Genomic DNA, 20,207 nt, shown 5'->3' with positions numbered 1-20,207 from the left:
TTTGAAGATGGGCGAACGTCTCAATAACGACTTCCAATTCATCGATGTCGGGCGCAAAGATCCGAAGAAGAAACTGTTGCGTCAACGCAAGAAGGAGTTCGTGGAAATCTACGAACCCTTCAAGCCCCAGCACTCGGCCGACCAGGCCCACCGCTGCCTGGGTTGCGGTAACCCGTATTGCGAATGGAAGTGCCCGGTGCACAACTTCATTCCCAACTGGCTCAAGTTGGTGGCCGAGGGCAACATCCTTGCCGCCGCCGAGCTATCGCACCAGACCAACACCTTGCCGGAAGTGTGTGGGCGGGTGTGCCCGCAGGATCGTCTGTGCGAAGGCGCGTGCACCCTCAACGACGGCTTCGGCGCGGTGACGATCGGTTCGGTGGAGAAGTACATCACCGACACCGCGTTCGCCATGGGCTGGCGTCCGGACATGTCCAAGGTCAAGCCGACCGGCAAGCGCGTTGCGATCATCGGCGCGGGCCCGGCGGGCCTGGGCTGTGCCGACGTGCTGGTGCGTGGCGGCGTGACCCCGGTAGTGTTCGACAAGAACCCGGAAATCGGTGGCCTGCTGACCTTCGGCATCCCCGAGTTCAAGCTGGAAAAAACCGTCCTGAGCAATCGCCGTGAAGTCTTCACCGGCATGGGTATCGAGTTCCGTCTCAATACCGAAATCGGCAAAGACATCACCATGGAGCAACTGCTTGAGGAATACGACGCGGTGTTCATGGGCATGGGCACCTACACCTACATGAAGGGCGGCTTTGCCGGTGAGGACCTGCCAGGGGTGTATGACGCGCTCGACTTCCTGATCGCCAACGTCAATCGCAACCTGGGCTTTGAAAAGTCGCCGGAAGACTTCGTCGACATGAAAGGCAAGAAGGTCGTGGTACTCGGCGGTGGCGACACCGCGATGGATTGCAACCGTACCTCGATCCGCCAGGGCGCCAAGTCGGTGACCTGTGCGTACCGTCGTGACGAAGCGAACATGCCCGGCTCGCGCAAAGAAGTGAAGAACGCCAAGGAAGAAGGGGTGAAATTCCTCTACAACCGCCAGCCGATTGCTATCGTCGGTGAAGACCGCGTCGAAGGCGTGAAGGTGGTCGAGACCCGTCTCGGCGAACCGGATGCCCGTGGCCGTCGCAGCCCCGAGCCGATCCCGGGTTCCGAAGAGATCATCCCGGCCGATGCCGTGGTCATCGCTTTCGGTTTCCGCCCAAGCCCGGCGCCGTGGTTCGAACAGTTCCAGATCCAGACCGACAGCCAGGGCCGCGTCGTCGCCCCGGAACAAGGCCAGTACAAGCACCAGACCAGCAACCCGAAAATCTTCGCCGGTGGCGATATGGTGCGCGGTTCTGACTTGGTCGTGACGGCGATCTTCGAAGGGCGCAATGCCGCCGAAGGTATCCTGGATTACCTGGGCGTCTGACGACGCCAGCAGCCAGCTTCAAGCAATGAGCTGCAAGCTGGAAGCCCCGATACTTGGGGCTTTCAGCTTGAAACTTGGCGCTGCTTTTATGCGACAAATTGACCCGATAGACAAAAGGCACGGCGCATTCCGTGCCTTTTGCGTCGCGCTCTGAGAAAATGCCCGCACTTTTTTTGCGGATGCCGACATGACTGCCCTCAAGAACGACCGTTTCCTTCGTGCCCTGCTCAAGCAACCCGTGGACGTCACCCCTGTGTGGATGATGCGCCAGGCCGGTCGCTACTTGCCGGAATACCGCGCCAGTCGCGCCAACGCCGGCGATTTCATGAGCCTGTGCATGAACCCTGCGTTCGCCTGCGAAGTCACCATGCAGCCGCTGGACCGCTACCCACAACTGGACGCGGCCATCCTCTTTTCCGACATCCTCACCATCCCCGACGCCATGGGCCAAGGCCTGTATTTTGAAACCGGCGAAGGCCCGCGTTTCAAGAAAGTCGTCAGCACCCTGGCCGATATCGAAGCCCTGCCGATTCCTGATCCGCACAAAGACCTCGGCTATGTGATGGACGCCGTCAGCACCATCCGCCGCGAGCTGAATGGCCGCGTGCCGCTGATCGGCTTCTCCGGCAGCCCATGGACCCTGGCCACCTACATGGTCGAAGGCGGCTCGTCGAAAGACTTCCGCAAGACCAAGGCCATGCTCTACGACAACCCGCAGGCCATGCACCTGCTGCTGGACAAGCTGGCGCAGTCGGTCACCTCCTACCTCAACGGCCAGATCATGGCCGGTGCCCAGGCAGTGCAGATCTTCGATACCTGGGGCGGCAACCTGTCGGCCGCGGCGTATCAGGAATTTTCCCTGGCCTATATGCGCAAAATCGTCAGCGGCCTGATCCGCGAACACGAAGGCCGTAAAGTGCCGGTCATCATGTTCACCAAGGGCGGCGGCCTGTGGCTCGAAAGCATCGCCGATGCCGGCGCCGATGCATTGGGCCTGGACTGGACCTGCGACCTGGGCGATGCCCGTCGTCGCGTCGGCAACCAGGTTGCCCTGCAAGGCAACATGGACCCGACCGTGCTGTACGCCAAGCCGGAAGCGATTCGCACCGAAGTCGGACGCATCCTGGCCAGCTATGGCAAGGGCACCGGTCACGTGTTCAACCTCGGTCATGGCATCACCCCGGAAGTGAACCCGGAGCACGCTGGTGCGTTCCTGCAGGCGGTGCACGAACTGTCCGCGCAATACCACAACTAACACGCAAAACAACTGTGGGAGCGGGCTTGCTCGCGAATGCGGTGTATCAACTGACACTGCGCATTCGCGAGCAAGCCCGCTCCCACATTTAAAGCAGGACCGTATCAGGCCTTCACATTCCCCAGCGGCGGCAACTTCGCCAGCTTCAGCGCCACCAGCAACGCCCCAATCAACAGCGCGACGATAAACGCCCCAATCCCGTTCCACCCGGCAAAGTGCCAGAAGAACCCGCCCGCCGTACCGGCGATACTCGACCCCACGTAATAGCAGAACAAGTACAGCGACGACGCCTGCCCCTTGGCCTTGACGGCGCGGCGGCCGATCCAGCTGCTGGCCACCGAGTGGGCGCCGAAGAAGCCGAAGGTGAAGATCAGCATGCCCGGCACCACCAGCCACAGCGGGGTAAACAGGGTCAGCGTCATGCCGGCGAGCATCAGTACGATCGTGCCCCACAGCACGCGACGGCGGCCGAGTCGGTCGGCGAGGGAGCCGATTTTCGCCGAGCTGTAGATGCCCGAGAGGTACACCAGCGACAGCAGGCCGACCACGGCCTGGCTCAGTTCGTAGGGCGAGGCCAGCAAGCGATAGCCGATGTAGTTGAACATCGTCACGAACGCGCCCATCAGCAGGAACGCCTCAAGGAACAACCACGGCAGGCCCGCGTCCTTGAAGTGCATGACAAAACCATCCACCAGGTTGCGCGGCTTGAGGCTGCTGGCGCGGAAGTTGCGCGATTCGGGAAGGATCTTCCAGAACACGGTGGCGGCGATCAACGCCAGCGCGCCGATGATCAGCATCGCGGTGTGCCAGCTGACGAAGTCGATTAACACGCCGATGATCAGGCGCCCGCTCATGCCGCCAATCGCGTTGCCACCGATGTACAGGCCCATTGCCAAGCCGATGTGCTGCGGATGGATCTCTTCGCTCAGGTAGGTCATTGCCACGGCGGCCAGGCCGCTCAGCGACAGGCCTACCAGCGCGCGCATCAGCAGGATGCCCTCCCAGGTTGGCATCAAGCCACTGGCGATGGTCGCCAGCGCCGCACAGAACAGCGCGGACACCATCACCGGCTTGCGTCCCAGCCGGTCGGAAATCGGCCCGGTGATCAGCAAGCCGCACGCCAGCATCGCCGTCGCCACCGAGAGGATCAGGCTGCTTTGCGCGGCATTGATGGAAAACTCGTGGGACAACGCCGGCATCATCGGCTGCACGCAATACAACAGGGCAAAGGTGGCAAACCCGCCGGAAAACAGCGCCAGCACCGTGCGCATGAACATCGGCGTGCCTTTTTCGATGTACTCGTCGTTGAGCTGCGCCACCACCTCATCCAAGGCGGTGGGTGGGACTTCTTGCGCGAAGGGAGCAACAGCAGATTTCACGGGGACCTCGGGGAGGAAGAGCGTGCCAGGACTGGCAATGCTGAAAAGAATATAGCTGGCTAATGATTCTTTCCAATATATTGTTCGACCTGTTTGATAGCTTTAACGACCTAATGAGGCTTGCATGGAATTGCGTCACTTGCGGTATTTCATCGCCGTTGCCGAAGAACTGCATTTTGGCCGCGCCGCGCAGGTGCTGGGCATCTCGCAACCGCCCTTGAGCCAGCAGATCCAGGCGCTGGAGCAAGAGGTGGGCGCGCGTTTGTTTGAGCGTACCAATCGTCGGGTCGAGCTGAGTGAGGCTGGTCGACTGTTCCTGCAGGAGGCGCGCCTGGTGCTGGCGCAGGTCGACAAGGCGGCGGACGTCGCGCGTCGGGCTCAATTGGGTGAACTGGGGGAACTGAAGATTGGCTTTACCTCGTCGGCGCCCTTCAACTCCAGCATTCCCCAGGCGATCTTCGCCTTTCGCCAGGCGTTCCCGGCCGTGCACTTGAACCTGCAGGAAATGAGCAGCACCGAGGTGGCGGAGTCGCTGGTGGATGAGTCGATCCAGGTCGGGCTGATGCGTCCGCTGCCGTTGCCGGATTCACTGAGTGTGGTCGAGCTGATGCGCGAGCCGCTGGTGGCCGTATTGAACGCCGGGCACCCGTTGGTGCAGGGCAGCGAACGAGGATTGCACCTGGCGCAACTGGCGCAGGAGCCGTTCGTGTTTTTCCCGCGCACTTACGGCAGTGGCCTGTATGCGCAACTGCTCAATCTGGCGCGTGATGCCGGCTTCAGCCCGCACTTCGCCCAGGAGGCAGGCGAGGCGATGACCATCATCGGCCTGGTAGCGGCGGGGTTGGGCGTGTCGGTGTTGCCGGCGTCGTACCAGCGCATCCGCATTGATGGGGTGGTGTATCGCACGCTGCTGGACCAGGAGGCGGTAACGGCGGTGTGGCTGGTGCAGCGCAAGGGCGTACAGACGCCGATGGCGAAGGCGTTCGTGGAGTTGTTGACGCGTAAGGCGGCGATCTAGGCATGCATTGAAATGTGGCGCTTGGTGGGTCAGACCCCTGACTTGAAGAGGGTTTCAGAGTCGCTTTTTCCAGAGGGGCGATTCGTCGTTCTCGTATGGGAAAGCTGGAACCGTTTTTGTGCGAATGGCCACTGATCCTGCCGAAGGCTTCGTATTGAAATGTTCGATGTGGGAGGTTCGTATGATCGCTGGGAATCGAAGCGCTGAGCTTGGCTGGTTGTTGTGGCGGCTTGGAATGCCGGGTGCAACCGTTGACACCATTACGGGTCCGCCGAGTGGGAATCCAGTAACCCGTTCAGGTCAAGGCGGTGGCGGGGCCCCGCAGCGCGTTGGCGGTAACGCGCATGGTGAGGGGCAACGCCCTATAGGCTATGGGCCACCGGGGCACACGGGCGCAGGCATTCATCCGTACGAGGCGGCTCCACGCCGAGGAACCGGCCCAGGCCGAAGTGGTGTTAGGGAGCAGCCGCAGCACCAGGGGCCCAATACGGGAGGCCAGGCGCAACGGGGCAATGCTCGGGGGAATACGGGTGCAGGCGTTCGCCCGAACCCGTCGGCCCCCCACCAAGGAACCGGCCCAGGCCATGGTGCGGTTGGGGGGCAGCCGCATTGTCAGGGGCCCAATACGGCAGGCCAGACGCAACGAGGAAGCGGTCGGGGGAATACAGGTGCAGGCGTTCGCCCGGACGCGGCAGTGCCAGGCCAAGGTGGCGGTGCGGGGCAGCAACGTCAGGCGCAAAATACGCCAGGCCAAGGGCAGCGGAGTAATGTTCGGGGAAATCCGGGTCCCGGCAACCAGCCGAACCAGGCCCCTGCTCGCCAGGGAACTGGCCCGGTCCAAAATGGCGTCGGGGCGCAGCGGCATTGTCAGGGGCCAACTACGACAGGCCCGAATCAACCAGGCAACCCTGCGGGGAATACCGGTGCAGGCCTTCGCCCGAACGCGGCGGATGCTGGCCAAGGCAACACACCTCAGGCCGTCACGATTAACTATAACGTTAATATAAATATTGGTCAGTTAAGCATCAATACCAATACCGGCAGCAACAGTATGAATGGCAGTAATTTTGGTAACTATGGGAGCAATGGCAACAGTGGCAGCAATAGTCACTATGACAATCAGGGCGACAACGGCAATAACGGCAATCGCCTGGCTGCGCTCCTGCCAGGCAGTGATAGCGGTCGTCGTATAGCCGTTTGAAGGTTCTGTTTCAGTTGCAGGTTATGTGTGGGGTCTGACGAGGTGCCTAAATGGCGAAGGCACGTCGGTCACTGTGTGCGCCGTGTTCGTAGTGTGCCGATAGTTTGTTTTTTTTCAGCGTTGTGGAACTGTTATTTTTTCATTGCGATTAAGGGTTGGGTCGGCGTGCCGGCTCATCATAAATTTTTCTACCAAGCGTGAGGTGTTAGATGGTTTCTACAGGTCGGGCAGCCCAAGCGGCCTATGCGGTGTACGGTCCCTCTTCGGGGTCGGGTAACCATGGTAATTATGGGAATAACGAAAACATCGGGGTGAACTCACGGTATGAGAATCACGGCAACAATGGCAATAATGATAATCGTGGGATAATTGGCGGGAGTGGTAACTACGGGAACTATGGGAATAATGCCAATAGCGGCAATCATAGTACCTATGTCAACCAAGGTCATAACGGTAATAATAAAAATATTAACGCCGTCGGTGATCACGGCAATTACGGTAACTATGGCAATAATGGTAATGCCGGCGCTGATAGCCGCTACGTCAATAGCGGGCACAACGGCAATAGCGGCAACAGTATTCAGATCAGCCAGGAAGGCGGCGGTAATATCAGTTATTAAGGGACCTGTCTTTATCAATGAACCCTGCCGGGGGGCGGCAGGGCCTTGCTGCTCATTAACCCGCTCTGCGGGTGACGTCACTCATGGCGTCGCCGGTTCTGCCACGGTCATGCCATTGGCGCGCAATGCCGCCATGATGTCGCGATCAAGCATGCTCACCCAGCGGTTGTAGTTGCGATGGATCTTGCCGTCCTTGTAGCCCAGGTCGCGGCTGTCGCGGTAGGTGATGGCGTAGCTGTTGCGGGTGTAGCGGATGTCGATCGCTGCGTAGTACTGGTTGCGCACGTTGATCTCGGCCTGTACCAGTTGCGGGCTCAGGCGTTGCACCGTCCACTCGCGCTTTTGCAGGGCGTTGATGATCACCGTTTTCATTTTTTCTTCGCTGACCTGGTTGGCAACCGGCAGCTCGTGCTGGGTGTTGAGGATCGGCTTGCTGGTGCAGCCGGCGGTGGTCAACAGGGCCAGGGTGATCAGGGTAGCGCGTAGCAAGGAAGACATTCCGTTTTCTCCAATCGATTAAAAGTCAGGACCAGCGGCGGAAAATCAGCGATGTGTTGACGCCGCCAAAGGCAAAGTTGTTGTTCATCACGTAGTCGTGATGCATCTCGCGAAACTCACCCTGCAGGTAATCCAGCTCGCCGCATTGCGGGTCGATGGCGTCCAGGTTGAAGGTGTGCACGTACTGGTCGCGGTTCATCATCTCGATGCTGAACCACGATTCCAGTGCACCACAGGCGCCCAGCGTGTGGCCCAGGAAGCTCTTTTGCGAACTGATGGGCATGCGGCTGCCGAACAGGCTGCTGGTCGCCAGCGTCTCGGCGATGTCGCCTTGATCGGTGGCGGTGCCGTGGCCGTTGACGTAGCCGATCGCGCCAGGCTCGAGCCCGGCATCTTCCAGGGCCAGCTCCATGGCGCGGCGCATGGTTTTCTGTTCCGGGCGGGTGGTGTGCTGGCCGTCGGCGTTGCTGCCGAAGCCGACGATCTCGGCGTGGATATGCGCCCCTCGCGCCAACGCATGTTCGAGTTCTTCGAGTACCAGCATGCCGCCGCCCTCGCCGATCACCAGGCCATCGCGGCCAGTGTCGTAAGGGCGTGGGCTGGTCTGCGGCGCATCGTTTTTCAGGCTGGTGGCGTAGAGCGCGTCAAACACCATGGCTTCGGTCGGGCACAGCTCTTCGGCGCCGCCGGCGAGCATCAGCGGCAAGCGCCCGAACTTGATCGCCTCGTAGGCATAGCCGATGCCCTGGCTGCCGCTGGTGCAGGCGCTGGACGTAGGGATCAGCCGCCCCGTCAGGCCAAAGAAGATGCTGATATTCGCCGCCGTGGTGTGCGGCATCATGCGCACGTAGGAGTTGGCATTCAGCCCCTCGGCCACCGAGTTCAGCAGCATATTGCCGAACGCCTTGATCTCGTCGGTGCTGCCGGTGGACGAGCCGCAGGCCACGCCCATGCGCCCGTCCTTGATCGACTCGTCGCCGAGCAGGCCGGCATCCTGCAGCGCCTGCTCCGCCGCCCACACCGCCAGGCGCGAGACGCGGCCCATGCTGCGCAACTGCTTGCGCGTCCAGTGGCTGGGCACGACGAAGTTGTCGATCGGCCCGGCCAGGCGCGTGTTCAATTCGGTAAAACGGTCCCACTCGTCCATGCGCCGGATGCCGCTGCGGTTGGCGCGAAAGTTGGCCGCGATGGTTTCCCAATCGCTGCCCAGGGAGGTCATGCCGGCCATGCCGGTGACGACAACGCGTTTCATCAGCACAGGCCTCCGTTCACGGCCAACACCTGGCGCGTGATATAGCCGGCTTCGGCCGACATGAGGAAATTCACCGCGCCGGCGACTTCTTCCGGGGTGCCCATGCGCTGCGCCGGGATCATTTTCATCAGTTCTTCCACCGGTACGTTTTCATCCAGCATGGCCGTGTCGATCAGGCCGGGGGCGACGCAGTTGACGGTGATCTTGCGCTTGCCCAGCTCGATGGCCAGCGCCTTGGCTGCGCCGATCAGGCCGGCCTTGGAGGCACTGTAGTTGACCTGGCCACGATTGCCGATCAGCCCGGACACCGAAGTAATGCACACGATGCGCCCGGCCGCACGGCGCCGAATCATCGGCATCATCACCGGGTGCAGCACGTTATAGAACCCGTCGAGGTTGGTGCGCATCACCACGTCCCAATCGTCTTCCGACAGGGCCGGGAAGGCGCCGTCGCGGGTCAGGCCGGCATTCAGCACCACACCGTAATAGGCGCCATGTTGCTCCACGTCCGCCTCGAGGATTTCCTTGCAGCGCGCGCGGTCCGCCACGTCGAACTGCAGCACCCGTGCGTTGCGGCCCAGCGCCTCGACCTCGGCCTTCACGGCATCGGCTTCGGCACGGCCACTGCGGCAATGCAGCACGATGTCGTGCCCGGCCTGGGCCAGGCGCAGCGCGATGGCGCGACCAATGCCACGGCTGGAGCCGGTGACCAGTACGGATTCAGTCATGGCGTTTCGTCCTTCGATTCTTCTAAATAGTTGGCCGCCTGTGGCGGTCGAAATACGTTCAGGCGGGCGCTCGCCTGGATACCGTCACCGGTCAGGTGGCATTCGAACACACCCATGCCGTTGTCGTCTTCCAGCGAGCGCAGGCCGTGGATCGTCAGCTCGGCGCCTGCCGGGAAGTGTTCCACGTTGCACTCGAACTTGCGCGTGCCAAGCAAAAAGCCCAGCTCCACGGCGGCGCCTTTCTGGCGCGCGCGGCAACCGGCATAGGCGGCGACGCTTTGCGCCATCAGCTCGATGCCGACCCAGGCCGGCAGGCTGCCGTCCGGGCGATTGAACAGGCCGCCGGGCTTGACGGTCGTGCGGGTGCGAACCTGCTCTTCATCGAACGACAGCACCTGGTCGATCAGGATCATGTCGCCCGCGTGGGGCAGCAGTTCGGCGAGTGGCCAATCGATCATGGTGCCTCTGCGATAATCAGGCTGACATTATTGCCACCGAAGGCAAACGAGTTGCTCATCAGGCAGCGTTTTTCCAAGCGGGCACCGGGCCGTACCCAGTGCAACGCGGGCAGCGCCGGGTCGGCCTGGCCGTCCCACACGTGCGGTGGCAGTTGGTTGTGGGTCAAGCTCAGCCAGCAGAACGCCGCTTCCAGCGCGCCCGCAGCCCCCAGGGTGTGGCCGCTCATGGGTTTGGTCGACGAGCAGGCCACGCCGGCGGGGAACAGGCTAGCGACGGCCAGGCTTTCCATCGCGTCATTATGCTGGGTAGCCGTGCCGTGCAGGTTCAAGTAGCCGATCTGTTCGGGGGCCAGTTTCGCGCTGGCCAAGGCCTTGCGCATCGCTTGCAAAGCGCCTTTGCCGCTGGGCTCCGGCGCCGAGATATGGTGCGCGTCGCAACTCGCGCCGCTGCCCAGCAAAGCAATCGGCGACGGCTGCCTGCTCATCAGAAACAACACCGCCGCCTCGCCGATGTTGATGCCGTTGCGGTTTCGCGAAAACGGATTGCAGCGCTGGTCCGACACCGCCTCGAGCGAGCTGAACCCATTGAGGGTGAGCTTGCACAAGCTGTCGACGCCGCCGCAGATCACTGCATCGCACACGCCCAGGTCCAGCAGGCGCTGGGCGCTCATCAGCGCGCGGGCGCTGGAGGTGCATGCAGTGGAAATCACATAGGCCGGGCCGCTCGTTTGCAGCCAGTCGGCGAGGAAGTTTGCCGGCGCGCTGAGCTCCTGTTGCTGGTAGTCATAGTCGCCGGGGAACTGGTTATCGCGCAGGTAATGGGCAATGCCGCGACTGGCCTCATCGATCCCCGAGGTGCTGGTGCCCAGCACAATGGCGACACGTGCCGCGCCGTAGCGCTGGATCGCCTGGCGAATCTCGCCCTCGATCTGCAGCGCCGCCTCCAGCAGCAACTGGTTGTTGCGGCTGCTCTGCTGGCCCAGTTCGGGTGGGATGGTCGCCAGCTCGCCGTGCACACCGGCCACCGGCAGCACTCGCTCCGGGACCCAGCCGCTTTCGGCGCGCATGCCCGAACAGTCACCGGCGAACAGGCTGCGGCTGACCTCGGCCTGGCCGCGGCCCAGCGCGCAGATCACACCGAGTGCATTGAGATAGGCGGTCATCGCGCGACTCCCAGCGGCGTAATGCGATAGCTCAACGGCTGCCCGCTGATGTTCACGCGAAATACCTCGGACGACTGATACACGATTTGCCAATGGCCCGGCAGGGTGCGCGTCAGGTCCATCGCCTGCGCGTCGGGGTACAGCGCGCGCAGGTCGTCCGCCGAAGTCAGGGCAAACAGCAGGGCGGCGAACAGCTCGCGCGCCTGGGGGTTGGGCGGCAACAAGCCATCGGCCTGCCACTGCCCATTGATCAGTATCTGCCGGGCCTGGGGGATGCCCAGGGGATCCATCATCGACCAGCGAATGCCGCCGTCCTCGCGCTGGATCACCAGCAGCCAATCCTGGCGCTCGGCACCTTCCTGGCGTTGCACATGCAATTGCATCGGCAGGGTCAGGGTGGGCATTTTTTCGGGCAGCGGCGCCTGGCTGGCGCAGGCGCTCAGCAGCAACAGGCAGCCGATCAGCAGCAGGCGCATCATGCGGTTGCACCCGCCAGGGGTTTGCGCGCGACGCAATTGACCAGGGTTTCTTCGCGCTGGCCCACCGGCGGCGCCTTGCGCAGGCCCCAGCGTTCCAGCAGGCCGAAATCGCTGGAACGGCTCCACCACAGATAGGGGTACGAGACGTTCTGCGCGCCGAACTCAAAGCCCTGCTCGCGCAGCATCTGCAGGTACTCTTCGGCGCTCTTCTGCACGTGCATCGGGTGGCGGAACAGCCAGCGGATCACCCAGGTGTCGATATACGCTTCGGTGGATTCGGCAAACAGCAGGTAGCCGCCCGGCTTGAGCACGCGGTAGAACTCTTTCAGCGCGCGATGTTGTTCCACCAGATGGTGGAACGTCTGGTGGCAGAACAGGATATCGACGCTGGCGTCCGGCACTTCGAGGGTGGCGCAGTCGCTGCCGATCAGCTCCACGGCGAGGCCCTGGCGCGTGGCTTCCTCGCGGCTCAGTTGGAGGCTGTGAGGGTCGGCATCCAGGCCGATCAGGCGCGAGGGGGCAAACACTTGCTGCAGCAGCTTGAAGGATTTGCCCTGGCCGCAACCGGCGTCGAGCAAGACCGGCGCCTGGGGCAATGCCTCACTGAACAGGCCGCGCAGGTCGTTGATCGCCACGCGCAGCACATGGTGCTGCCAGGTGTGGCTGCGCAGGAACCAGAAACCGAACCTGGTTTCCTCGACGTAATTCTTACTCAGGTACTGACTGCTCACGCGGCATCCCCTGCACAAATCTCCGATAACATCCGCAACCGCCGCTTGGGCTCGCTGACAAACGGGTTGCGCTCATCCCAGGCATAGCCGGCGAGGATCGAGCTGATCATCCGGCGAATCTCCGGCGAGCTGCCGGGATGGAAAATCACATCCTGGAACGTGCCCGCATACCAACCTTCGACGTAGCAGCGGAAGGTGTCGACACCCCGCTTGAGCGGTTCGGCGAATTCGCTTTGCCAGTCCACCGTTTCGCCGCTCAGCTGACGATGCAACAAACCGGCGGCCATGCTCGCCGAGCGCATGGCGATGGTCACGCCGGACGAAAACACCGGGTCGAGGAATTCTGCGGCGTTGCCCAGCAGCGCGAAGCCCGGGCCGTGCAAGGTTTTGACGTTGGCCGAGTAGCCGCCGATGGTGCGCGCGGGGGTATCCCACACGGCGTTGTGCAGCACGCCGGACAGGCTTGGGGTTTCGTCGATAAAACCGCGCAGGCAGGCGTCGAGGTCCGCGTCGCGGCCGTCGAAATGTTCCTTCGCCGCGACCACGCCGACCGAGCAGCGGCCATTGCTGAACGGGATGGTCCAGAACCAGATATCGCGCTGTGTCGGATGGGTGGTCACCAGGATCTTGGTGCGATCAAACCCAGGATGTTCGATGCGGTCTTCGACGTGGGTGAACACCGCCTGGCGCAGCGGGAAATTCGACGGCGCCTCCAGGTCGAGCAAGCGCGGCAACACACGGCCGTAGCCGCTGGCGTCGAGCACGAACCTGGCCTTGAGATGGTATTCGCTGCCGTTCTCGCGGCGCACGTGCAGGTAGCGCGATTCGCCTTTGAAATCCACGCCAACGATGGTTTCGCCGTAGCGAATATCGACGCCCTGCAGCGCCGCCTGATCGGCCAGCAATTTGTCGAACTCGCCGCGTTGCACCTGGAAGGTGGTCGGTTTGCCGTTGCTGAAGGTGTCGCCGAAATCGAATGCGCTGTAGCGCTCGCCCCAGGCGAACGCAGCGCCGGTTTTCACCTGGAAGCCCGCGGCCTGCACGGCGTCGAGCATGCCGGCTTCTTCGATGAAGTCGATGCAGTGCGACAGCAGGCTTTCGCCGATCGAGAACCGTGGGAAGTGCTGGCGCTCGATGATCAATACATCATGCCCCTTGCGCTTTAACAGCGCGGCGGCGATGGCACCGGATGGACCGGCACCGATCACCACCACCTGGCGACGTTCCATTTCAACTGTGGGCACGAGGGCTCCTTGCCGCATTGGCGATAATCACATTCATGAGGCGTGCTTCTGGTGGCCCGCCCAGGGCGCCAGCATAAAGCTGAACGCCAGGCCCAGGCTGACCGACAGGCCGAAATTACTCACCGCCGGGGTACTCGACACCGCCAGCAGGCCGAACGACAACCAGGTCGTCAGCGCTGCCAGCAGCGTGCCTAAAAGGCTGACGGCCGGGCCGCCGATCTGTTCGCGCATCAAAATCGCGTAGTCGACGCTGATGGCCGTGACCAGCAGCAGGCCGAACAGGCTGAACAGGGTCAGCGGCTGGCCCAGCCAACCCAGGCTGGCCAGGCTGCACAGCGCCGCCAGCAAGGGCAGAGCGACGATACGCAAGGCGCCGGCAAAGCCGAATGGCAGGATCAGCAGCAGCACGATCAGCACGCAGGACATCAACTTCAATTCGGCCGCGCTGATCTGCGTATCGGCAAACACGCGGTTCAAGTCGCCCAGGCGATCCACCAGTTGCACACCCGGCAGATCCAGCGCTTGCACCCGCAGCAGCGCCGGGTTGTTCAAGCCTTGCAGGCTGACCATCGCCGCCACGCCGCCGCCGTCGACCTGGCCAAGCCACAACGTGCGCCAAGGCTCGGCCAGGGGGCCGACGAGTGCGGCGTCGATGTCTTCGGTGGGCAACGCTTGCAGCCGCGCGACTTCGGCCTGCAGGGCCGTGGCAGGCACACCGAGGTCCAGCAGTGGCTGCCAATGTTGTGGGAGTTGGTTCAAGGCGTCGCGCAGTTGTTGCTGCTCGGCCGGCAGGTTGACCAGTTGGTTGAGCGCCAGGTACCCCTGGAGCTTGTCCATGCTCACCAGTTGATCCAGGCGCTGGCTCAGGGCGGCCTGGCGTTCCAGCAACTGCTGCTGGTCGTCCGCGCGTACCAGGAAAAACTGGCTGGTGGGCTGGAACCCGGTAATCCGCGCGACGGCCTGCGCCTCTTGCAGCAATTGCGGCGGCGCACCGATCCATTGGCGGATATCGTTCTTGCTGTTCAGGTGCCACAGGCCACCTGCGCAGAACAGCAGCACCATTGCCAGCAACACCGGGCTCGGCACGCGCTTGAGCAAGGAAGCCCGCACCAGCCACAGGCATTCGGCGATGCGCAGCGGCCATTGCGCCGGGCGCAATTCCACACCCTTGAGCAGCGCGGGCAACAGGCACACGGCCGACAGGTAGGCGCCGATCAGCCCGGCGGCGGAGAACACGGCAATCTGGGTCAGTGCCGGGAACGGCGTCCAGGCCAGCGCCAGGTAGCCTATGCAACTGGTGGCGAGGCTCAGGCTCAGCCCCGGCAGGGTGAGCCGCAACGCTGGCCAACTGCGCCAGGGGTTCATGCTCCAGCTCTTCGACAGGTAATGCAGCGGGTAATCCACCGCCACGCCGATCAGGCTGGAGCCCAGTACCAGGGTCATCACGTGCATATGGCCGAACAGTGCCACACAGGCCACCGCGCCAAACAGCATGCCCACCAGCACCGGCACAAAGGCCAGCAGCACGCGCCAAAGGCGGAACGCCAGCAACAGCAGCAACAGAATACCGACGGTCGCGCCGCCGCCGACCCAGGTGATTTCCCGTGTGGCCTGCTGCTGACCGTTGGCCGCGTAGAGCAGGCCGCTGGCCGCGAGCAATTGCGCGCCTTGCCCGCTGGCCTGTTCGCGACTGGCCTGGAGCAGCGCCGCCACTTGCAGCGGCAGTTTCATGTCAAAGGCATTGCCGGTGGTGCGCGCACGCAGCAGCACCCAGCTTTTGCCGTCGGCATCGGCGATCAACGCGCCGCTGCCGATATCCAGTTGCACCGAACCGTGTTGCGGCTGGCTGTTCTGGATACGCCCGGTCAGGCCCAGCCAGTCATCCTGGCTCGGCACCAGGCTGAAGCCGGTGAAGGGGTCGAACAGCGCCTGCACACGCTGCTGGATAAACGCGCCGGGCTGTTCGATCAGTTGCGCGCGGTCTTTGGCCGAGAGCATCGCCAGCCGCCCGCGCAGCAGTTGCTCGCGCAGCGCGGGCAAGTCGGCTTGCAGGTTCCATTGCACTTTTTCGAACAGGCCGCTGGCCTGCCACTGCTCGCCCAGTTGCTGCGCGACTGCAACGGCTGTCTGCCGATCAGCATGGCCCACCAGCACCAGCATCTCGCGGTTCAGCGGCTCCTGCATGCGCTGTTCGGCCTGCAGTTCCAGGGCGTCCGGCGTGTTGCCCGGCACCAGTTCCATCAAGTTGGCCGACAGCGGGGCGCCGTGGCGCCACTGCCAGCCCGCCAGGGCCAGCACGGCCACCAGCAGGATCAGGAACAGGCGGGGCAGCAAGCGTTCACTGGGCAAAGTCGTGTTGCTCCGCATCGCTCAACGGCTGGCTGGCGGTGCTGTCCTGCATGCGCAGCACGGTGCTGTCGCCCTGGGTTTCCAGCAGCTCGATGGTTTGCACCAGCTCGCCGCCGTCGATATTGATCTGGGTGAATACCTGTTTTAACAGCAGCGAGCGTGGGATCAGCGTCAGCTTCCATTGCCGGGCTTCGCCTTGCAACTGCAGCTCGAAGTCGCGTTGCAAGCCGCTGCTGTCGCCCTGCAGCACGGCGAGGAACAGGCGGTTCTGCTCGGCGCCGGCGCTCTTGTTCGGCAGCAGTTGCCAGCCGTTGGCATCACGCCGGGCGATGCCCTGGGCGCTGATGCGGTAGTCCTGTTGCAGCGGGGTTTTCAGCAGCCACAGCAGGCCGTGGTCCTTGGCGAGCACGAAGGTGCCTTTGCTCACCAGCGGCTGCGGCAGGGCGCGCAGGTGTTTTTCCTGGATGAAGCTGCCGTGGATCACCGAGGGTTTTGCCAGTTGAGCGCTGAGTTGTTGCAAGTCGAAAGCATGGGCACTCAGGCTCAGCAACAACCCGAGCCCTGTAGGAGCAAGCTTGCTCGCGAAAAACCTGAGGGCGCTGCGCAGTGTCAGGCGGATCGCATTATCGTTAACGTGCTTCGCGGGCAAGCCCGCTCCCACAGGGGTCAGCATTTCAGGGCCCTTTCGACGGCGTCGGTGAATATTCTGGGTGAGGCCAGCTGCATCTCGCGGCTGGCGATTTCGACGGCGACTTGCACGGTGCTGGCGCGGGTCAGGCGCTCGCCGCTGGCAAGGTCGGTGATCAGGTAATTGACCTTCAAGCGGTTCTCCCATTCCACCAGGCTCGCGCGCACATTGATGGTCTGTCCAAAGGTCGCGCCGCGCACGTAGCGCAGCTGCATATCGATCACCGGCCATGCGTAGCCGGATTCGAGCATCGCCGTGTAGTTATGGCCGATCTTGTCCAGCAGCGCGCAACGCGCCACTTCCAGGTACTTGACGTAGTGCCCGTGCCACACCACGTTCATGGTGTCGATGTCGAAAAACGGCACCAGGATTTCGCTGTCGCTGTGCAGCACGCCCTGACTACGCATGCAGCCTCCAGTGTTGCTCGGCAATGCGCGTGAGGCACAGGCGCAGCTCGCCTTCGAGGGCACGGTCCTCGATGACCGGCGGGAAGTCCTTGGCGAGTGCTGCATGCATGGCGGCCAAGGCTGGCGGCAAAGGCCGCGCATCCTCGGCCTGGGCACGCAGCCACACACCCTGGTTGGCGGCGAGCAGGGTGGCAGCGGCGACCTGTTCGGTCAGCTCCAGCACACGGATCGCATCGCGCGCAGCGATGGTGCCCATGCTCACCTTGTCCTGGTTATGGCACTCGGTGGAGCGCGAGAACACGCTGGCCGGCATGGTGTTTTTCAGCGCCTCGGCGGTCCAGGCGCTGGTGCCGATCTGCACCGCCTTGAAGCCGTGGTTGATCATCGCGCGCTCGGCCGGCGCGCCGGACAGGTTGCTCGGCAGGCCATGGTTGTAGCGCACGTCTACCAACAGCGCGAGCTGGCGGTCGAGGAGGTCGGCGACGTTGGCCACCAGGGTCTTGAGGCTGTCCATGGCAAAGGCGATATGCCCGCCGTAGAAGTGCCCGCCGTGCAGCACGCGTTCTTCCTCGGCGTCGATGATCGGGTTGTCGTTGGCGCTGTTCAGTTCGATCTCGATAAACGAGCGCAGCCAGTTCAGGCTGTCGGCCAACACCCCGAGCACATGCGGGGCGCAACGCAGCGAGTAGCGATCCTGCAGGCGATGCAGCGGCGCGGTCGGCGCATCGATGGCCAGGTCCTTGCGCAGCCAGGCGGCGACTTGCATCTGCCCCGGGTGCGGCTTGGCGGCGAACAGGCGCTCGTCGAAATGCTCCGGGTTGCCTTGCAGCGCCACCACGTTCAGCGCGGTAATGCGCGTCGCCAGTTGCAGCAGGTAGTCGGCCCGGGCGAAGGCCAGGCAGGCGAGGCCGGTCATCACGGCGGTGCCGTTCATCAGCGCCAGGGCCTCCTTGGGACGCAGCACCAGCGGGTCCCAACCCAGTTCGCGATGCACATCGGCAGCCTGGCGCCGCTCGCCACGGAACATGACCTCGCGCTCGCCGGACAGGGTCGCGGCCACGTAGGACAGTGGGGTCAGGTCACCACTGGCGCCGACCGAGCCTTCTTCCGGAATCAGCGGCAGCACGTCGTGTTCGAGGAACGCATGCAGGCGCTCGAGCAGTTCCACGCGCACCCCGGAAACCCCATGGCACAGCGACTGCAAGCGCGCCGCCAGCACGGCACGGGTGGCTTGGGCGTCGAGCAACTTGCCCAGGCCGCAGCCGTGAAAGGTGTACAGGTGACGCGGCAGCGCCTCGACGTGGTGCAATGGCACCGCCACCACGCAGGAGTCGCCGTAGCCGGTGGTCACGCCGTAGATCACGCCTTCCTTGTCCAGCAGCGAGTCTAAAAACTGCGCGCCCTTGGCGATGCGCTGGCGATAGGCGGCGTCATCCTGCAAATGTGTGGGCACCTGACGGTTGGCCAGGGCCAGCACGTCTTCGATGCGCAGGGGGCGTTCGCCAAAGGTTACCGGCTCAAGATGCGTCGTCATCGGTCTTCCAGAAAGGGTAAAAGTTGAACCATTGTTGGGGCGCTTCCAGGCAGAACTGGCCCAGGCGTGCGGCATAGCGCGCGGTCCACAGGGCGATGACCTGCTCGCGGGTGCTGCGTTTCCATTCGATCAACTGCGCGAACGGCTCGATGGTCAGGTGATAGCGACCCTGGTGTTTCAGGCACATCAGCAGGTTGACCGGGCATTTCAGCAGGCCGGCCAGCAACCACGGGCCTTGGGGGAAGGCGGCGTCGTGGCCGAGGAAATCCACCCGCACCGTGCGCCCGCCATGCAGCGGCACGCGGTCGCCAGCGATGGCCAGCCACTCACCGGCGTCCAGGCGCTGGCTGAGCAACAGCATGGTGGCCGGGTCCAGCTCGCTGACCTGGATCAGGCGCAAGTGGGTCGCGCCGGCTTCGCCCAGCAGACGGTTGAAGCGCTCGGCGTGCTTGGTGTGCACCAGCACGTTCATGGTGACCTGCTCGCCGATTTCCGCCAGCGCGCGGCACACTTCAAGGTTGCCCAGGTGCGCGCCCACCAGCATCTGCCCGCGCCCGCCACGCAGTTGTCCGCGCAGTTGCGCCGGGTCGTTGATTTCGATCTGCTCGATACGCAGCTTGCCGTTCCACACGTCGAGTTTGTCCAGCAGCGAGTCGGCGAAGGCCATGAATTGGCCGAAGACCTTTTTCTGGGTCGGGCGCAGTTCATCGCGTCCGCTCCACTCGGCCAGGCGCTGCTGGTATTGCCAGGCGCTCTGGCGCGCGGTGCGGCCGAACAGGAAGAAGTACAGCACGATGCCGTACAGCACCGGGCTCAGCAGGCGGCGGCCGAGCACCTTGGCGGCGACGGCTGTGAGTTTCATCAGCCAGAAGCTGCCGCGTTCTTCGCGGTCGGCCCAGTGTTTGCTGCTGTCGCTCATGCCTGCCACCGTCGCCACAGGATCATCGGCGCGCGTACCAACATGCCGAAGAACAACCGGGTGTGCATGGCCGAGATGCGCACGTTGTCGCGGAACAAACGAAAGTGCGACAGGCCGTCGGTGGGGTAATGCACCTGCGTCGGCAGCCAGCGCATCGGCTGGTTGCGCCAGGCCAGGCGCACCAGGATGTCGGAGTCGAAGTCCATGCGCGTGCCGATATAGGCCGAGTCCATCAGCGCCAGCGTCGGCGCCAGCGGGTACACGCGAAAGCCGCACATCGAGTCGCGGATCTGCAGCGACAGGGTGTTGATCCACACCCACACGTGGGTCAGGTAGCGCGCGTACAGGCGGCCCTTGGGCACGCTGTCGTCGTATTCGGGATAGCCGCAGATGACCGCGTCAGGGTGCCGGCGCGAGGTGTCGATAAATGTCTCGACTTCACGCAAGTCGTGCTGGCCGTCGGCATCCACTTGCAGGGCATGGCTGAAGCCCAGGCGTGCGGCTTCGCGGAAACCGGCCATGACCGCGCCACCTTTGCCCTGGTTGTTCGGCAGGGTCAGCAGGGTGACGTTTTCGAGGCGTGCCAGCTGTGCCAATACCGCCGCGCAGGCCGGGCTGCTGCCGTCGTCGACCAACAGGCACGGCAGGCCGCTGTTCAACAGGCTGCGGACCACTGCCGGCACGGCGGCTTCATGGTTGTAGACCGGGATCAGGGCGCAGGGGTTATGCATGGCTCACCCAATTGGCTGGTAGCGTGCTTCCTGTGGTGAATGGGTTTTCTGCGGTGAGCACGCTCCCTGTGGTGAGCGGGCTTGCCCCGCGTTGGGCTGCGAAGCGGCCCCAAAACCAGCCAACTCG

At 63.4% G+C, this 20,207-nt stretch carries 19 protein-coding genes; 3 read left to right on the top strand and 16 right to left on the bottom strand.

What is annotated here, in order from left to right; all coding sequences use genetic code 11:
- Nucleotides 1–7 precede the first annotated feature (7 nt).
- Complete coding sequence (locus AC07OJ_RS19375) at nucleotides 8–1,426, top strand: FAD-dependent oxidoreductase (RefSeq protein WP_065899949.1); 1,419 nt, start codon at nucleotides 8–10, stop codon at nucleotides 1,424–1,426.
- A 187-nt stretch (nucleotides 1,427–1,613) separates the two neighbouring features.
- Nucleotides 1,614–2,681: a uroporphyrinogen decarboxylase gene (gene hemE / locus AC07OJ_RS19370; RefSeq protein WP_065899950.1), complete on the top strand. Its 1,068-nt coding sequence runs from the start codon at nucleotides 1,614–1,616 to the stop codon at nucleotides 2,679–2,681.
- Between the two features lie 104 nt (nucleotides 2,682–2,785).
- Here hemE and AC07OJ_RS19365 read toward each other — a convergent pair whose 3' ends face one another.
- The gene (locus tag AC07OJ_RS19365; protein ID WP_491522667.1) at nucleotides 2,786–4,012 is read right to left on the bottom strand and encodes an MFS transporter; all 1,227 of its coding nucleotides are present in this window, start codon (nucleotides 4,010–4,012) and stop codon (nucleotides 2,786–2,788) included.
- Between the two features lie 172 nt (nucleotides 4,013–4,184).
- On the opposite strand from AC07OJ_RS19365, the gene AC07OJ_RS19360 reads away from it, so the two are divergent.
- Nucleotides 4,185–5,078 (top strand): LysR family transcriptional regulator, encoded by an 894-nt coding sequence (locus AC07OJ_RS19360; protein WP_106805368.1) that lies wholly within the window; start codon nucleotides 4,185–4,187, stop codon nucleotides 5,076–5,078.
- Between the two features lie 1,518 nt (nucleotides 5,079–6,596).
- Here the strand turns inward: AC07OJ_RS19360 and AC07OJ_RS19355 are convergent.
- Genes AC07OJ_RS19355 through AC07OJ_RS19285 form a run of 15 tightly spaced genes read right to left on the bottom strand, consistent with a single transcriptional unit; the run spans nucleotide 6,597 to nucleotide 20,080 of the window.
- Nucleotides 6,597–6,980, bottom strand: coding sequence for a hypothetical protein (locus AC07OJ_RS19355; RefSeq protein ID WP_495095002.1), 384 nt, complete (start codon nucleotides 6,978–6,980; stop codon nucleotides 6,597–6,599).
- On the bottom strand, nucleotides 6,981–7,397 hold the full coding sequence (locus AC07OJ_RS19350; RefSeq protein WP_213550310.1) for a hypothetical protein: 417 nt from the start codon (nucleotides 7,395–7,397) through the stop codon (nucleotides 6,981–6,983).
- A gap of 25 nt (nucleotides 7,398–7,422) precedes the next feature.
- A complete protein-coding gene (locus tag AC07OJ_RS19345) occupies nucleotides 7,423–8,649 on the bottom strand; it encodes a beta-ketoacyl-ACP synthase (RefSeq protein ID WP_065899958.1) in 1,227 nt (408 codons plus the stop codon).
- On the bottom strand, nucleotides 8,649–9,377 hold the full coding sequence (gene fabG, locus AC07OJ_RS19340; protein WP_262132989.1) for a 3-oxoacyl-ACP reductase FabG: 729 nt from the start codon (nucleotides 9,375–9,377) through the stop codon (nucleotides 8,649–8,651). The genes AC07OJ_RS19345 and fabG overlap by 1 nt, the downstream gene beginning before the upstream one ends.
- Entirely contained in the window at nucleotides 9,374–9,835 is a 462-nt protein-coding gene (locus AC07OJ_RS19335; protein WP_120447446.1) for a hotdog family protein, read from the bottom strand. The genes fabG and AC07OJ_RS19335 overlap by 4 nt, the downstream gene beginning before the upstream one ends.
- Nucleotides 9,832–10,998, bottom strand: coding sequence for a beta-ketoacyl-[acyl-carrier-protein] synthase family protein (locus AC07OJ_RS19330; RefSeq protein WP_120447447.1), 1,167 nt, complete (start codon nucleotides 10,996–10,998; stop codon nucleotides 9,832–9,834). The genes AC07OJ_RS19335 and AC07OJ_RS19330 overlap by 4 nt, the downstream gene beginning before the upstream one ends.
- A complete protein-coding gene (locus tag AC07OJ_RS19325) occupies nucleotides 10,995–11,477 on the bottom strand; it encodes a hypothetical protein (RefSeq protein ID WP_495095001.1) in 483 nt (160 codons plus the stop codon). Before AC07OJ_RS19325 ends, AC07OJ_RS19330 begins: the two co-directional genes overlap by 4 nt.
- Entirely contained in the window at nucleotides 11,474–12,208 is a 735-nt protein-coding gene (locus AC07OJ_RS19320; protein WP_065899966.1) for a class I SAM-dependent methyltransferase, read from the bottom strand. Before AC07OJ_RS19320 ends, AC07OJ_RS19325 begins: the two co-directional genes overlap by 4 nt.
- Nucleotides 12,205–13,452: an NAD(P)/FAD-dependent oxidoreductase gene (locus AC07OJ_RS19315; protein WP_065899968.1), complete on the bottom strand. Its 1,248-nt coding sequence runs from the start codon at nucleotides 13,450–13,452 to the stop codon at nucleotides 12,205–12,207. Before AC07OJ_RS19315 ends, AC07OJ_RS19320 begins: the two co-directional genes overlap by 4 nt.
- A 33-nt stretch (nucleotides 13,453–13,485) precedes the next feature.
- On the bottom strand, nucleotides 13,486–15,801 hold the full coding sequence (locus AC07OJ_RS19310) for an MMPL family transporter (RefSeq protein ID WP_495095000.1): 2,316 nt from the start codon (nucleotides 15,799–15,801) through the stop codon (nucleotides 13,486–13,488).
- On the bottom strand, nucleotides 15,791–16,474 hold the full coding sequence (locus tag AC07OJ_RS19305) for an outer membrane lipoprotein carrier protein LolA (protein WP_495094999.1): 684 nt from the start codon (nucleotides 16,472–16,474) through the stop codon (nucleotides 15,791–15,793). Before AC07OJ_RS19305 ends, AC07OJ_RS19310 begins: the two co-directional genes overlap by 11 nt.
- Nucleotides 16,468–16,896 (bottom strand): acyl-CoA thioesterase, encoded by a 429-nt coding sequence (locus AC07OJ_RS19300; protein WP_065899971.1) that lies wholly within the window; start codon nucleotides 16,894–16,896, stop codon nucleotides 16,468–16,470. Before AC07OJ_RS19300 ends, AC07OJ_RS19305 begins: the two co-directional genes overlap by 7 nt.
- The gene (locus tag AC07OJ_RS19295; RefSeq protein ID WP_106805362.1) at nucleotides 16,889–18,430 is read right to left on the bottom strand and encodes an HAL/PAL/TAL family ammonia-lyase; all 1,542 of its coding nucleotides are present in this window, start codon (nucleotides 18,428–18,430) and stop codon (nucleotides 16,889–16,891) included. Before AC07OJ_RS19295 ends, AC07OJ_RS19300 begins: the two co-directional genes overlap by 8 nt.
- Complete coding sequence (locus AC07OJ_RS19290) at nucleotides 18,414–19,349, bottom strand: lysophospholipid acyltransferase family protein (protein ID WP_495094998.1); 936 nt, start codon at nucleotides 19,347–19,349, stop codon at nucleotides 18,414–18,416. The genes AC07OJ_RS19295 and AC07OJ_RS19290 overlap by 17 nt, the downstream gene beginning before the upstream one ends.
- Nucleotides 19,346–20,080 carry a glycosyltransferase family 2 protein gene (locus tag AC07OJ_RS19285; RefSeq protein WP_201143396.1) on the bottom strand — a complete coding sequence of 245 codons (735 nt, stop codon included), beginning with the start codon at nucleotides 20,078–20,080 and terminating at the stop codon, nucleotides 19,346–19,348. The genes AC07OJ_RS19290 and AC07OJ_RS19285 overlap by 4 nt, the downstream gene beginning before the upstream one ends.
- Between the last annotated feature and the right edge of the window lie 127 nt (nucleotides 20,081–20,207).

Source organism: Pseudomonas sp. GW821-FHT09C08 (assembly GCF_059418125.1).
The sequence above is the reverse complement of the archived record's forward strand: the minus strand, read 5'-3'. Positions and strand labels throughout refer to the sequence as shown.

Coding starts and splice junctions, on each gene's coding strand:
- AC07OJ_RS19335 (WP_120447446.1), bottom strand. CDS start 9,835: ATGATCGATTGGCCACTCGCCGAACTGCTGCCCCACGCGGGCGACATG.
- AC07OJ_RS19330 (WP_120447447.1), bottom strand. CDS start 10,998: ATGACCGCCTATCTCAATGCACTCGGTGTGATCTGCGCGCTGGGCCGC.
- AC07OJ_RS19350 (WP_213550310.1), bottom strand. CDS start 7,397: ATGTCTTCCTTGCTACGCGCTACCCTGATCACCCTGGCCCTGTTGACC.
- hemE (WP_065899950.1), top strand. CDS start 1,614: ATGACTGCCCTCAAGAACGACCGTTTCCTTCGTGCCCTGCTCAAGCAA.
- AC07OJ_RS19360 (WP_106805368.1), top strand. CDS start 4,185: ATGGAATTGCGTCACTTGCGGTATTTCATCGCCGTTGCCGAAGAACTG.
- fabG (WP_262132989.1), bottom strand. CDS start 9,377: ATGACTGAATCCGTACTGGTCACCGGCTCCAGCCGTGGCATTGGTCGC.
- AC07OJ_RS19295 (WP_106805362.1), bottom strand. CDS start 18,430: ATGACGACGCATCTTGAGCCGGTAACCTTTGGCGAACGCCCCCTGCGC.
- AC07OJ_RS19375 (WP_065899949.1), top strand. CDS start 8: ATGGGCGAACGTCTCAATAACGACTTCCAATTCATCGATGTCGGGCGC.
- AC07OJ_RS19325 (WP_495095001.1), bottom strand. CDS start 11,477: ATGATGCGCCTGCTGCTGATCGGCTGCCTGTTGCTGCTGAGCGCCTGC.
- AC07OJ_RS19285 (WP_201143396.1), bottom strand. CDS start 20,080: ATGCATAACCCCTGCGCCCTGATCCCGGTCTACAACCATGAAGCCGCC.
- AC07OJ_RS19300 (WP_065899971.1), bottom strand. CDS start 16,896: ATGCGTAGTCAGGGCGTGCTGCACAGCGACAGCGAAATCCTGGTGCCG.
- AC07OJ_RS19305 (WP_495094999.1), bottom strand. CDS start 16,474: ATGCTGACCCCTGTGGGAGCGGGCTTGCCCGCGAAGCACGTTAACGAT.
- AC07OJ_RS19290 (WP_495094998.1), bottom strand. CDS start 19,349: ATGAGCGACAGCAGCAAACACTGGGCCGACCGCGAAGAACGCGGCAGC.
- AC07OJ_RS19345 (WP_065899958.1), bottom strand. CDS start 8,649: ATGAAACGCGTTGTCGTCACCGGCATGGCCGGCATGACCTCCCTGGGC.